This window comes from Tsukamurella sp. 1534 (genome assembly GCF_000312385.1).
Classification (GTDB): domain Bacteria; phylum Actinomycetota; class Actinomycetes; order Mycobacteriales; family Mycobacteriaceae; genus Tsukamurella.
Genome location: NZ_HE997626.1, coordinates 2,279,746 through 2,291,998, shown reverse-complemented (window position 1 = coordinate 2,291,998; position 12,253 = coordinate 2,279,746). Strand labels below are relative to the sequence as shown.

The 12,253-nt window shown below is 71.8% G+C and carries 13 protein-coding genes and 1 riboswitch; of the genes, 3 read left to right on the top strand and 10 right to left on the bottom strand.

Translation table 11 applies throughout. The features are described from left to right. The first annotated feature begins 21 nt into the window (after nt 1-21). On the top strand, nt 22-618 hold the full coding sequence (locus tag BN39_RS11175) for a TetR/AcrR family transcriptional regulator (protein WP_019202488.1): 597 nt from the start codon (nt 22-24) through the stop codon (nt 616-618). Here the strand turns inward: BN39_RS11175 and BN39_RS11170 are convergent. From BN39_RS11170 to BN39_RS11155, 4 genes are all read right to left on the bottom strand, one after another. Beyond that, nucleotides 615-2,153 carry a DHA2 family efflux MFS transporter permease subunit gene (locus BN39_RS11170; RefSeq protein WP_019202487.1) on the bottom strand — a complete coding sequence of 513 codons (1,539 nt, stop codon included), beginning with the start codon at nt 2,151-2,153 and terminating at the stop codon, nt 615-617. The genes BN39_RS11175 and BN39_RS11170 overlap by 4 nt on opposite strands. Then, on the bottom strand, nt 2,143-2,724 hold the full coding sequence (locus BN39_RS11165; protein ID WP_019202486.1) for a PadR family transcriptional regulator: 582 nt from the start codon (nt 2,722-2,724) through the stop codon (nt 2,143-2,145). Before BN39_RS11165 ends, BN39_RS11170 begins: the two co-directional genes overlap by 11 nt. Nucleotides 2,725-2,835: 111 nt before the next feature. Continuing rightward, nucleotides 2,836-3,309: a nitroreductase/quinone reductase family protein gene (locus tag BN39_RS11160; RefSeq protein ID WP_019202485.1), complete on the bottom strand. Its 474-nt coding sequence runs from the start codon at nt 3,307-3,309 to the stop codon at nt 2,836-2,838. Nucleotides 3,310-3,356: 47 nt separating this feature from the next. Next, a complete protein-coding gene (locus BN39_RS11155) occupies nt 3,357-4,229 on the bottom strand; it encodes a sucrase ferredoxin (RefSeq protein ID WP_019202484.1) in 873 nt (290 codons plus the stop codon). 32 nt (nt 4,230-4,261) lie between these two features. Here BN39_RS11155 and BN39_RS11150 point away from each other — a divergent pair, with 32 nt between their 5' ends. Both BN39_RS11150 and BN39_RS11145 read left to right on the top strand, forming a co-directional pair. Continuing rightward, entirely contained in the window at nt 4,262-5,563 is a 1,302-nt protein-coding gene (locus BN39_RS11150; RefSeq protein ID WP_019202483.1) for a D-alanyl-D-alanine carboxypeptidase family protein, read from the top strand. Further along, the gene (locus tag BN39_RS11145) at nt 5,564-7,048 is read left to right on the top strand and encodes an APC family permease (protein ID WP_019202482.1); all 1,485 of its coding nucleotides are present in this window, start codon (nt 5,564-5,566) and stop codon (nt 7,046-7,048) included. Nucleotides 7,049-7,055: 7 nt separating this feature from the next. Here BN39_RS11145 and BN39_RS11140 read toward each other — a convergent pair whose 3' ends face one another. Genes BN39_RS11140 through BN39_RS11115 form a run of 6 tightly spaced genes read right to left on the bottom strand, consistent with a single transcriptional unit; the run spans nt 7,056 to nt 11,979 of the window. Next, nucleotides 7,056-8,054: a YhjD/YihY/BrkB family envelope integrity protein gene (locus tag BN39_RS11140; protein WP_019202481.1), complete on the bottom strand. Its 999-nt coding sequence runs from the start codon at nt 8,052-8,054 to the stop codon at nt 7,056-7,058. 30 nt (nt 8,055-8,084) lie between these two features. Continuing rightward, nucleotides 8,085-9,110, bottom strand: coding sequence for a tryptophan--tRNA ligase (gene trpS, locus BN39_RS11135; RefSeq protein ID WP_019202480.1), 1,026 nt, complete (start codon nt 9,108-9,110; stop codon nt 8,085-8,087). A 44-nt stretch (nt 9,111-9,154) separates the two neighbouring features. After that, nucleotides 9,155-9,964 (bottom strand): exodeoxyribonuclease III, encoded by an 810-nt coding sequence (locus tag BN39_RS11130; RefSeq protein ID WP_019202479.1) that lies wholly within the window; start codon nt 9,962-9,964, stop codon nt 9,155-9,157. After that, nucleotides 9,961-10,395: a barstar family protein gene (locus BN39_RS22240; RefSeq protein ID WP_019202478.1), complete on the bottom strand. Its 435-nt coding sequence runs from the start codon at nt 10,393-10,395 to the stop codon at nt 9,961-9,963. Before BN39_RS22240 ends, BN39_RS11130 begins: the two co-directional genes overlap by 4 nt. Beyond that, nucleotides 10,392-10,823 (bottom strand): ribonuclease domain-containing protein, encoded by a 432-nt coding sequence (locus BN39_RS11120; RefSeq protein WP_019202477.1) that lies wholly within the window; start codon nt 10,821-10,823, stop codon nt 10,392-10,394. The genes BN39_RS22240 and BN39_RS11120 overlap by 4 nt, the downstream gene beginning before the upstream one ends. Nucleotides 10,824-10,833: 10 nt before the next feature. After that, nucleotides 10,834-11,979 (bottom strand): MFS transporter, encoded by a 1,146-nt coding sequence (locus BN39_RS11115; RefSeq protein ID WP_040767518.1) that lies wholly within the window; start codon nt 11,977-11,979, stop codon nt 10,834-10,836. 151 nt (nt 11,980-12,130) lie between these two features. Next, a riboswitch (SAM riboswitch) is annotated at nt 12,131-12,250 on the top strand. Nucleotides 12,251-12,253 lie beyond the last annotated feature (3 nt).

Genomic DNA, 12,253 nt, shown 5'->3' with positions numbered 1-12,253 from the left:
TCCATACGGTACCGTATGTCCATGGCAGGAACCACCCCGGCGGGAACCACCCCCAAGAAGCGCCTCACGGCGGACGATTGGACCGCGGCCGCCCTGGAGGCGATCGCCGAGGGCGGCGTGCAGGCGGCCGCCGTCGAACCCCTGGCGAAGCGCCTGGGCGCGACGAAGGGGAGCTTCTACTGGCACTTCACGAATCGGCGCGAGCTCCTGGACCGGACCATGGACGCCTGGGAGCGGGTGCACACCGACGCGGTGATCGTCGCGACCAGCGCATCGCCCGACGCCCCCGAACGGATCGCCGTCCTGCTCGAGGCCGCGTTCGAGAGCGTCACCGAGCCGCTGGAGCAGGCGCTCTTCGCGGCCGCCGACGATCCGAGTGTGGGCGCCGCCGTCGCCCGGGTCACCGAGCGCCGGATCGACTACGTCGCGAGCCTGTACCGCGCCGCGGGCCAGGACGAGGAGACCGCGCGCAGCTCCGCGGTCGCCGCGTTCGCGACGTACCTGGGGCACGCGCAGCTCGCGGCCGCCGCGCCGCGAACCTTGCCCACCGGCGCCGCGTGGACCGCCCACGTCGCCCACCTGCGCGCGCTGTACGCGGCCGGACCGGGGGGTCGCTAGACCGCCGCCGGCTCCTGTTCCTTGCGCAGGTGCACCGGCAGCGCGAAGCAGAGCACCGCGACGAAGCCGAAGATCAGCGCGGCGGCGGGCAGGTAGATGCTGCTGCCCATGGCCTCCGCGAACGGCGCCGCGAGGAAGTCGGGAAGCGGCCCGATCGCGCCGCTCATCGCCTCCTGCGACGGCACCCGCCCGGGCGGGAAGACCGGCTCGAACTCGGCCTGGATCCGGTTCTGCATCAGCACGCCCACCGCGGCGCTGCCGAGCACGGCACCCACCTGCCGGGTCATGTTGTAGACGCCCGATCCCGCGCCGGCGAGGTGCAGTGGCAGGTTCCGGTTCGCGGTGGTGGCCAGCGGCCCCCAGATGAACGCGTTGCCCACGCCCATGAGTGCGATCGGCAGCAGGATCCCGACCACCGACGTGGTGGGCGAGGCCACGGCGCCGAGCCAGAACAGGGCGATCGAGTTGGTGGCGAAGCCGAAGCCCGCGAGGTAGCGCGGGTGCATCTGGTCGATCAGCTTGCCGGACAACGGCGCCAGGCCGCCCGAGATCACCGCGAGCGGGATGAGCAGCAGCGCCGAGCGGGTGGGGGTGAGCCCCATCGACTTCTGCGCGAAGAGCATCATCGGGATGGACATGCCGGTCACCGCGAAGCCCATCGTGGCGATGGCCAGGTTGGCGAGGGAGAAGTTGCGGTCCTTGAACAGCGACAAGGACATCAGCGGCTCGGGCACCCGCGACTGCCACCACACGAAGACGGCCAGCAGCACCAGCCCGGCGCCGATCAGCGTCCACACCGTGATCGGGACACCGCCCAGGTGCCAGAGTGTGCCCCAGTCGTACTTCTGCCCCTCCTGCAGGCCGAACGTGAGGAGGAACAGCCCGGCGGCGCTGAGCACGATGCCGATCACGTCGAACCGGTGCCGGTGCGTGGGCAGCGACGGGACCAGCCGCACCGCGAGGGCGAACGCGATCACGCCCACGGGCACGTTGACGAAGAACACCCACTCCCAGCCCAGGCGGTCCACGAGCACGCCGCCCGCGAGCGGCCCCACCAGGATCGCCACGCCCGCCACCGAACCCCAGAGGGCCATGGCGCTGCCGCGCTTCTCCGCCGGGAAGGTCCGGGTGATCACCGCCATCGTCTGCGGGGTCATCAGCGCGGCGCCGAAGCCCTGCACCACGCGGGCGGCGATGAGCATGCCGGCCGTACCGGAGAAGCCGCACCACGCCGAGGCGGCGGTGAAGATCACCAGGCCCAGCAGGTAGAGCTTCTTGGGGCCGTACATGTCGCCGAGCCGGCCCGCGACCAGCAGCGGCACGACGTAGGCGAGCAGGTAGGCGCTGGTCACCCAGACCACGCTGTTGAGATCGGTCTTGAGGCCCACCATGATCGAGTCCGTCGCCACGGAGACGATCGTGGAGTCCACGAGGATCATGAAGAAGCCGATCACCATGGCCCACAGCGCGGGCCAGGGGCGGTAGTCGGCGGGCGTTCCGGGCGGGTTGCCCTGTGCGGTGGCGTCATTCGCCATGGTCGGTGGCCTTCCAGTCGAGAGTGCCGTCGCGGAGCCGGTCGAGGACGCCGCGGAGCCAGGCGGCCTCGGCCTCCGCCATCGCGGCGAGGTAGTCGATGTCGAGGAGGCGCGCCTCCTGGACGTGGGTGGACGCGTGGGCGTGCCCGGACCGGAGGGCCGCCGCCCGCGCCTCGGTGCGGTGCAGGCGCCCCGTGAGCAGCCGGGCCACCAGCGCACCGTCGAGGTGGTGCGATTCGGCGATCGCGAGCGGGAACCGGGGGTACTCCTCGACGGGCTCGGCGAGGAGCTGGGCGACGGTGTCCTGCAGCCGCTCCCGCCCCGCCGGGCGGATCGCGTAGGTGGTGCGCTCCGGCCGGTTGCCGTCGCGGTCGGTGCCGACGGCGGAGACGAGTCCGTCGCCCTCCAGCCGGTTCACGGTGTGGTACAGCGATCCGGCGCGGAGCTTGACCACGAGATCCTCGTGCCGCTCCACCATCGTGGTGAACATCTCGTAGGGATGCATGTCCCGCTCCGCGAGCAGCGCGAGCGCGGCGATGGCGAGCGGGGTGAGGGCGCGTTCGCGCGCCATCGGCGACCTCCGATCCGGATGCTGTGTCGGGTTGACCCCGACGAGACTACTCGCCGATTACTCCACATGGAATATTCGAATCGGATGAATGGCCGCGTGATGCTCCCCACATCACTCGAGCGTCAGCTCCACCAGCGGGATCGGCCTGTCGACGGTGGCCTGGAACGCGGCGAGATCGGGGTTGTTCTGCAGCACCCACCGGGCGAACTCGTCGTACTCCTCGCCCTCGAGCACCCGCGCGACGGCCGGCACGGTGCGGTCGCCGATCTCGACGGTGACGTGCGGTTCCCTGCGCGCGTTGTGCCACCACGCCGGGTACGCCTTCTCGATGAACGAGCTGAGGTACATCTGCTCACCCCGGAGCATCGGGGACAGCGGCACGGTGTGCGGCCGCCCGGAACGGGCGCCGGTCGTGGTCAGCAGGATCATCGTGCCGCCCTCGTACACGCCGCCGACGGCGCCGGCGTTGGCGCGGAATTCGGCGATCACTTTCGTGTTCCAGTCGCCGATGGTCTCCGCGGTGAGCGTGTTCCAGGGCATCTCGGGGTCGTCGTAGGAGCCGGGTTCGGGAGTCGTCTCAGTCATGCCACTCAGTGTGGCGCCGATTGCGGACACTTCTCGTCCGCAATTGCTCAGGCCGGCGAGATCGATGCCACGCGCCATCCCCGGGCGGGCGACGGCTTCTTCCCGCAGGACGCCACGCGGGGCGGCAGCTCCTCCGCCCGCGCCCGCACCCGCCACGCCCGGCCGTCTTCGTGCCGCACGACGGCCTCACCCTCGTCGGCGTTCTTCGCCTCGGCCCCGGGCTCGACGGTGACCCGGAGGACGTCCGGCCCCACCGCGGCGCCCAGCGCCTCCCGCACCGCGACCTCCGCGACCTGCCCCACCGGCGGCAGCGGCGACCGGCCCCGCAGCCCGGTCGTCGACACGACGCCGGCGCGCGCACCGTCGAACACCTCCTTGGCCTCACCCGCCGTGACCCGCCCGTAGGTGTAGCCCGTGGGCAGCACGATCAGTACGGGTGCGAACCGGTGGCCGCCGGTGTGCGAGCACTCCCACACGACGGGGTCGGCGTAGCAGCCCGCGAGCGACGCGGCGAGCGGGCGGCCCTGCACGGCGCAGCACACGTCGCGCTTGCCGTTCGTGCACACCAGCGCCATCGGCTCCGCGGGCTCCCCGGCGCCCAGGTCGAGCGACGGGATCAGCGCGTAGTCCTCCACCTCGAACCGGCGCAGGGCCGTCTCGCCCGCCACCGACCGCGCCACGAACACCCTTCGGCGCGCCCGGAAGCCGCCCGCGCGGCCCGGCCGCCGGATCAGCAGCACCCGCAGATCGTGTGCGGCGGCGAAGGATTCGATGGCGTCGCCCACGTCCGCCGGGAAGGTCTCACCCGAGAACGGATCTCGCCCCCACCCCGCGTCGTTCTCGATGCACAGCCAGCCGCGCTCGGTGGTCGCGGTGCCCGGCAGCGGCTCGTCCACGAAACTCGAACAGCGCACCGTCATAGCGCCACGGTAGCGGACTAGCATGAGCCCCGATGACCGCGCGCGCCCTCCGGGCCGTCGCCGCCGTCGGCCTGCTCGGGGCGCTCGCCGCCCCCGGCGCGGCCACCGCGGCGCCGACCCCGCCACCGACCCCCGTGCCCGCCGTGCACACCCTCGTCACGGACGGCTGCCCGCACAAGCAGGCGCCGCCGCCCCCGGTCGACGAGTCCGAGGTGCCGAAGCCCGGCCAGGCCGCGCCCTCTCCGCTGCCGGTCCCCGACCCGCCGGTGGGCGGAGAGAAGCTCGGGCGCTGCGGCGTGGTCGCGCCCGACGGTGCGCCGCCCGCCCCGCCCGGCATCGACTCCGCCGGCTGGCTCATCGCCGACGCGACCGACGGCACCGTCGTCGCCGCGAAGGACCCGCACGGGCGCTACCGCCCCGCCAGCACCATCAAGCTGCTGCTGGCGCAGGTCGCGCTCCGCGACCTCGACCTGTCCACCGTGGTCGAGGGGACGCAGGAGGACACCGACCAGGAGGGCGACGCCGCGGGCATCGAACCCGGCGGCAGGTACACCGTCGAGGACCTCCTCAAGGGGCTGCTGCTGATCTCCGGCAACGACGCGGCGCACGCCCTCGCGCGGCAGCTCGGCGGCGTGGACGCGGCCGTCGGGCGGATGAACGACCTCGCGGAATCGCTGGGCGCGCGGGACACCCGGGCCGCGACCCCGTCGGGCCTGGACGCCCCCGGTATGAGCAGCAGCCCGTACGACCTGGCCCTCATCCTGCGCGCGGCGCTCAAGGACGACCGGTTCGTGCGGATCGCGTCCACCAAGCAGATCACGTTCCCCGGGCATCCGCCGGTGCCCACCACCGCGCCCCCGCAGCCCCTGCCGCCGGGCGCGACCCCGCCCCCTCCCCCGACGTCGGTGGCGCCGTACCCGATCCTCAACGAGAACCGGCTCCTGACCGACTTCCCCGGGGCGGTCGCCGGCAAGAACGGGTACACCGACGACGCGAAGAAGACCTTCGTCGGCGCCGTGGACCGCGACGGGCACCGGTACGTCATCGTGCAGATGTTCGGCCTGACCCAGGCCGGGAACACCTACTGGGACCAGTACCGCAGGCTGCTCGACTACGGCGTCGCGCTGCGCGGGAAGTCCGTGGGCACCCTCGTCGAACCGGGGCGCACCGAGAGGACCGAGGCCGCCGCGGCGCCGGGTGAACCCCGCGTCGTGGACGCCGGCGGGGCACCCGAGGGCATGGGCACGGGTACCCGCCTGCTGATCGGCGTGGGCGGGATCGCCGTCATCGCCGTCCTGGTCGGGGCCGCGATGCGCGCGAACCGGAGCCGGTAGATGGCCGCCCCCACGGTCGAGCGGGTCCCGGACAAGGGACTGCGTTCGGACTCGCTCGGCCTGCTCGGGAACATGGCGATCGGCCTGTCCTCGACGGCCCCCGCGTACAGCCTGGCCGCGACCCTCGGCTACGTGGTGGCGACGGTGCACGACAAGGCGCCCGCGATGTTCGCCCTCGCCTTCATCCCCATGCTCATGGTGGCCGTCGCCTACCGCGAGCTGGCCGACGTGGTGCCGGACTGCGGCACCACGTTCACGTGGGGCAGCAAGGCCTTCGGGCCCTGGGTCGGCTGGATGGGCGGCTGGGGCCTCGCCGTCTCCGCGATCATCGTGCTGGCCAACGTCGCCGAGATCTCCGGCGTCTACCTGTTCCGGTTCCTCGGCATGCCGGGGCTCGCCGACTCCCGGTGGCCCGTCACGCTGCTGGGGTGCGCGCTCATCGTCGCGATGACGTGGGTCAGCTACCGCGGGATCATCGTGTCCGAGCGGATGCAGAACGTGCTCATGGCGATCCAGTTCGCGGTGCTCGTGATCGCGGCGGTCGCCGCCCTGGTCCTGGTCTACACCGGCCACGCCGGCGAGCAGGCGGCGACGCCCAGCTGGTCCTGGATGGTCCCGTCGGGGCTCGACGCCTCGCAGGTGGCCGCCGCGGTGATCCTCTGCATCTTCCTCTACTGGGGCTGGGATGCGTGCCTCGCGGTCGGCGAGGAGACCAAGGGCTCGGCCACCACGCCGGGCCGCGCCGCGGTGCTGTCCACGGTGGTCCTGCTGGGTACCTACGTGCTGGTGGCGTTCGCGGTACAGGCCTACGCGGGGTTCGGCACGACGGGCATCGGCCTGAACAATCCGGAGAACCGCGACGACGTGCTCACGGTGCTGGGCGAGCCCGTCGGCGGCGCGGTGCTCGCGGCCCTGCTGCTGCTCACCGTGGCGCTGTCCGCCCTCTCCTCCACCCAGTCGACGGTGCTGCCCACCGCCCGCGGCACCCTCGCGATGGCGGTCTACAAGGCCGTCCCGGACCGGTTCGCCCGGGTGCATCCGCGGTACCTGACGCCGTCCTTCGGCACGCTGGTGATGGGCGCCTCGGCGCTGCTGTTCTACCTGACACTGTCGGTGTTCAGCCGCAACGCCCTCGAGGACTCGATCACCTCGCTCGGCCTGGCGGTCGCGTTCTACTACGCGATCACGGCGTTCGCGTGCGTGTGGTTCTTCCGCCGTACGCTGTTCTCCTCGCTGCGGAACGTCGTGCTGCGGCTGGTGTTCCCGCTCCTCGGCGGCGCGACGATGGTGTGGGCGTTCGCGCAGAGCGCCGTCGACATGGTCTCGGTCGACTACGGCGAGACGGTGATCGGCGGCATCGGCGGCGTGTTCGTGCTCGGAGTGGGGATGCTGGTGCTCGGCCTGCCGCTCATGATCGCGTGCGCCGTGCACCGCCCCGCGTTCTTCCGCGGCGAGACCCTGCCCCGCGAGACCGCGCCGGACTGAGCCGGTCTCAGCGGCGGCGGCGGAACAGCGCGCCGAGCCCGATGCCCGCCGCCAGGCCGGCGGCGCCCGCGGCCACCGCCCGGCCCGGGTCGGACTCCTGCCGGACGACCGGCGAGATCACCACGGGATCGGGCGCGGCCGGGATGACGTACTTCTGGTTCCGCGGGTCGGTCGCGGCCCACGCGGTGCTGAACAGCAGCATCCGCGCGGTGAAGTAGATGAACAGCATGATGCCGAGGATCGGGCCGAACGTGGCGCCCGCGGGGCTGCGCATCGTCGCGCCGATGATGAGCGTCGCGAACTGGGTGAAGATCGTGAAGGCGACCGCCATGAGCAGGCCCGCGCGCATCGCGTTCTTCCACGGGAAGGCCACCCGGGGCAGGCGCGCGATGACGAAGGTCCAGAGCACCCACGTCGCGAACACGGTGATCAGCAGGGTCACGGCGGACACGAGGAAGCGGAGGCCGGGGACGTCCCCCAGGCCAGCGTTCTCGATCAGCCGCTTGGTCAGCGGGCTACTGCCCACCGCGATCAGCGCGGAGCACACCACGATGGCGGCGAACAGGCCGATCAGCGCCACCAGATCGCCGAGCTTGGTCTTGACGAAGTTCTCGTCCGGGGTCTCGCTGTCCCACATCTCGGTGAGGGCGGCGCGCACGTTGCCGACCCAGCCGAGGCCCGCCCACACGCCGCCGAGCAGGCCGATGACGCCCACGGTGCCGCGGGACGAGATCGCCTTGTCGAGCAGCTGATTCACCGTCGTGGCCATCTCGGGGTTGGCCATCGCCTTGCTGATCTGCTGCTTGATGTCGGCCAGCAGGTCGGCGTCGTTGACCAGGACGTAGCCGCCGATGGAGAACGCGACCATCGCGAGCGGGAACAGGGCGAACACGCTGAAGTACGTGATCCCCGCCCCGTAGTAGTCGCCCTTCTTGTCCTGATACCTGGTGGCGGCGGCCATCACGTGGTCGAACCACGGCCACCGCTGGCGGTACTTGTCGAGCATCTGCGGGACGACCTCCTGCTACTGCAACCGCTAGGGCGCCAGGAACCCTACCCTGTCGTAGACGTCGGCGAGGGTGCGGGAAGAGATCTCGCGTGCCCGGTCCCGGCCGGCGGCCAGCACCCTGTCCAGTTCGGCGCGGTCGTCGAGGTAGCCCTGCACCTTGTCGCGCAGCGGGGAGACGAAGTCCACGAGCACGTCCGCGACCTGCACCTTCAGCTCCCCGTAGCCCTTGCCCTCGTAGCCCCGCTCGAGCTCGGCGATGGGGGTCCCGGTGAGCGCGGACTCGATGGTCAACAGGTTCGACACGCCGGGCTTGTTCTCCCGGTCGAAACGGATCTCCCGCTCGGCGTCGGTGACGGCCGACTTCACCCGCTTGGCGACCGTCTTCGGGTCGTCCAGCAGGCTGATCAGGCCCGCGTCCGACTCCGCCGACTTGCTCATCTTTGCGGTGGGGTTCTGCAGGTCGTAGATCTTCGCGGTGCCGGAGAGGATGTACGGCTCGGGGACCACGAAGGTCTTCTTGAAGCGGGTGTTGAAGCGCTGCGCCAGGTTCCGGGTCAGCTCGAGGTGCTGCCGCTGGTCCTCGCCGACGGGCACGACCTGGGGCCGGTAGAGCAGGATGTCGGCCGCCATGAGGATCGGGTAGGTGAACAGGCCGACGGAGCTGCTGTCCGTGCCGTTCTTGGCGGACTTGTCCTTGAACTGGGTCATCCGGCCGGCCTCGCCGAACCCGGTGATGCAGCTGAGGACCCAGGTCAGCTCGGCGTGCTCGGGCACCTGCGACTGCACGAAGACGGTCGAGCGCTCCGGGTCGATGCCGAGGGCGAGCAGCTGCGCGACGGTGCGGAGGGTGCGCTCGCGCAACGCCTTCGGGTCGTGCGGAGTGGTGATCCCGTGCATGTTCGGGATGAAGTAGAACGCGTCGAACTCGTCCTGCAACTCCACCCAGTTCTTGACCGCGCCGAGGTAGTTGCCCAGCTGGAACGAATCCGAGGTGGGCTGGATACCCGACAGCGCGCGCTGCCGCTTGGTCGTGGGCTCTGCGGTCTCAGTCACGGGGAGCCAGTCTAGCGAGGGCGCGCCGGCCCGTCGCCCGCATATCAGTCGGCGTACTCGACGGTGACCGGCGCGTGGTCGGACCAGCGGAGCGCGTAGGTCTCCGCCCGCTCCACCCGCGCCGCGACGGCGCGCTTCGCGAGTTGATTGTTCGCGATCTGCAGGTCGATCCGCCAGCCGGAGTCGTTGTCGAAGGCCTTGCCGCGCCAGCTCCACCACGCGTACGGGCCGGGCGTGTCCGGGTGCAGCTCGCGGACGGTGTCCTTGAACGGGCGGCCCGCGCCGATGTGGGAGCTCATCCACTCGCGCTCCTCGGGCAGGAAACCCGAGTTCTTCCGGTTGCCCTTCCAGTTCTTGATGTCCAGTTCCGTGTGGCCGATGTTCCAGTCGCCGCACACGACCACATCGCGCCGCCGGCGGCCGAGCGCGGCGAGGTGTTCGCCGAACTCCTTGCGGAACCGGTCCTTCTCGTCCTGGCGCTCGGTGCCCACGTCGCCCGACGGGAGGTAGAGGGATCCGACGGTGAGCGATCCGAAGTCGGCCTCGATGTACCGGCCGGACTCGTCGAACTCGGGGCTGCCGAAGCCGATCCGCACCGCGTCGGGCGCGCGCCGGGAGAGCACGGCCACGCCGTTGCGGCCGGCCGTCGAGGACTCGGCGGCCACGACGTGCCACCCCTCCTCCAGGGCCGGGGCGAGGGCCTTGGTGAGCTGCGCGGGCGTGGCGCGCACCTCCTGCAGGGCCACGACATCGGCGGAACTCCCGCGCAGCCACGGCAACATGCCGAGGTTCTCCTCGGACCGCTGCTTCACCGCGGCGCGGATGCCGTTGACGTTGATCGAGGTGATGATCACGAGAGCTCCTCCACGGCGAGACCGGCCGCGCCCCAGGCGGTGCGGACCAGCGCGCCGTCGGCATCGTCGCCCGCCGCGAGGAGAACCTGGACACCCCGGTCGGCGAGCACGGACACGAACGTGCCGAACGACGCCGGCTCGTCCGCGAGGACCTGCTCGGCCTGCGCGACGCCGAGCACCACGACGGCGGTGCCGCCGAGCCATTCGAGATCGCCCAGGCAGTCGGCCAGGGCGTCCCAGTTGGCGCCGAAGTCGAGCGGGAACTGCAGTGCGGCGGACAGCTCGTCGAGCAGCGCAGCTTTGGTGCGCATGCGGCTGCCGCGGGCCACCAGGACCCGCGGCGGGAGGGCGCGCCCCTTGAGCGAATCGAGATCGGCGGCGGTGAGGGCCGCGCCGGTTCCGGCGGTGAGGAACTGCGGAAGTGTGCTCATCGGATCCTCGTGAAGGTCTCGTAGTGGTCCAGGGTGTACCAGGCGCTGCCGTCGGAGCCGGTGACTATGCGCTCGGCGTCCCGGCCGCGGCCGGGCTTCTTGATGTTGACGTCCCATTCGGTGTACTTGACCCGCTTGCCGTCCGAACCGGACTTCAGGAGGCGGCCCTCGAAGTTGCCGAAGTTGCGGCCGCCCTGGGTGCCGGAGCCGTCGTCGGGCGGCCACGTGCCCGCGTCGATGCGCTTGAGCGTCGCGGCGATCCGGGCCGGCGCCGCCTTCGAGGACGACGAGCCCTGGGCGGCCGACGCAGTGGACGCGACGGCGCCCGAGGTACCGGGGGCCGCGGCGCCGGTCGAGGACTTCCCACAGGCGACGAGGCCGAGGCAGGCGAGCAGGGTGATCGCGCACAGCGCGAGGATCCTTCGCATGGGCCCGACCCTACCGATGGGCTCCGACAGGTTCGGGGGTGCGTCGCGCGACGAACACCCCCGCGCCGAACACCGCGAGGCCCGCGACGGCGAGGCCGCTGCCGACCAGGGCGGGGGCGGTGTATCCCGCACCCGCGGCGATGACCGCGCCGCCGAGGAATGCGCCCAGCGCGTTCGCGATGTTGAGCGCGGAGTGGTTGAGCGTCGCCGCGAGAGTCTGCGCCTCGCCCGCGACGTCCATGAGCCGGGTCTGCAGCGCGGGCACGAGCGCGGAGGCGGTGAGGCCGATGAGGAAGAACAGGGTGATCGCGGCGAAGGGCTGCGGCGCGAGCCACGAGAACAGGGCCTGCAGGATCACGAGCACCGCGAGGGCGCCGGCCACGGACCGCGTCACGGACCGGTCGGCGGCGCGGCCGCCCACCACGTTGCCGATCATCATCCCCACGCCGTACACGGCGAGCACGATCGGCACGGACGCCTTCGGGAGCCCGGAGACGGACGTCAGCGTGGTGGAGATGTACGTGTACACCGCGAACATGCCACCGAAGCCCACGACCCCGGTGAGCAGCGCGAACCAGACCTGGGACCGGCGCAGGGCGCCGAGCTCGGTGAGCGGGTTGGTGACGGGGATGTCGACCGCCGGCAGGAACACCACCAGGGCCGCCACGGTGACGGCGCCGATGACGACGACCACGCCGAGCGCGTAGCGCCAGCCGAGGGCGCCGCCGAGCCAGGTGGCCAGCGGCACGCCCGCGACGTTCGCGACGGACAGCCCCATGAGCACCTGCCCCACGGCGCGGCCGCGGCCGCGGGGACCTGCGAGGTGCGCGGCGACGAGGGCCGCGACCCCGAAGAAGGCGCCGTGGGGCAGGCCCGCGACGAACCGCGCCGCGAGCAGGGCCCCGTAGTTCGGCGCGAACACCGAGAGCGCGTTGCCCGCGGTGAACGCGATCATCAGCCCGATGAGCAGCACGCGCCGCGGGACCCGGGCGAAGGCCGCCGCGATCAGCGGGGCACCGACCACCACGCCCAGCGCGTACGCGGAGATGACGTTGCCCGCGACCGGCTCGGTGACGTCCAGGTCCGCGGCGATGTCGGGAAGCAGGCCCATCGCGGCGAACTCGGTGGTACCGATGCCGAAGCCGCCGAGGGCCATGGCGCCGACGGCGAGGGAGGTCCGGGTCGAGGAGTTCACAGTCCACGTGCAACATCGGCGGGTCGGGCCCGATTCCCCGAGGGCGTGTGAATCCGTTCACAGAAAGGACGGCAAGGACCGCGCCGACGTGGTCCGTTATGATGCAGGGCGAGGTCATGAGCGTCAGCGCGAAGCCCCGGCTCGCTGACCGGCAACCCTCCGCCGCGGTGGGGTGCCCCGGGTGATGACCGGGTTTCCCGGCGAAAGCCCCGCCGGGTGGCAAGCGCGAGGAGAG

What these genes read in the sequence shown, in the direction of transcription:
- BN39_RS11175 (WP_019202488.1), top strand. Translation starts at nt 22, where the DNA reads ATGGCAGGAACCACCCCGGCGGGAACCACCCCCAAGAAGCGCCTCACG.
- BN39_RS11170 (WP_019202487.1), bottom strand. Translation starts at nt 2,153, where the DNA reads ATGGCGAATGACGCCACCGCACAGGGCAACCCGCCCGGAACGCCCGCC.
- BN39_RS11165 (WP_019202486.1), bottom strand. Translation starts at nt 2,724, where the DNA reads ATGGCGCGCGAACGCGCCCTCACCCCGCTCGCCATCGCCGCGCTCGCG.
- BN39_RS11160 (WP_019202485.1), bottom strand. Translation starts at nt 3,309, where the DNA reads ATGACTGAGACGACTCCCGAACCCGGCTCCTACGACGACCCCGAGATG.
- BN39_RS11155 (WP_019202484.1), bottom strand. Translation starts at nt 4,229, where the DNA reads ATGACGGTGCGCTGTTCGAGTTTCGTGGACGAGCCGCTGCCGGGCACC.
- BN39_RS11150 (WP_019202483.1), top strand. Translation starts at nt 4,262, where the DNA reads ATGACCGCGCGCGCCCTCCGGGCCGTCGCCGCCGTCGGCCTGCTCGGG.
- BN39_RS11145 (WP_019202482.1), top strand. Translation starts at nt 5,564, where the DNA reads ATGGCCGCCCCCACGGTCGAGCGGGTCCCGGACAAGGGACTGCGTTCG.
- BN39_RS11140 (WP_019202481.1), bottom strand. Translation starts at nt 8,054, where the DNA reads ATGCTCGACAAGTACCGCCAGCGGTGGCCGTGGTTCGACCACGTGATG.
- BN39_RS22240 (WP_019202478.1), bottom strand. Translation starts at nt 10,395, where the DNA reads ATGAGCACACTTCCGCAGTTCCTCACCGCCGGAACCGGCGCGGCCCTC.
- BN39_RS11120 (WP_019202477.1), bottom strand. Translation starts at nt 10,823, where the DNA reads ATGCGAAGGATCCTCGCGCTGTGCGCGATCACCCTGCTCGCCTGCCTC.
- BN39_RS11115 (WP_040767518.1), bottom strand. Translation starts at nt 11,979, where the DNA reads ATGGCCCTCGGCGGCTTCGGCATCGGTACCACCGAGTTCGCCGCGATG.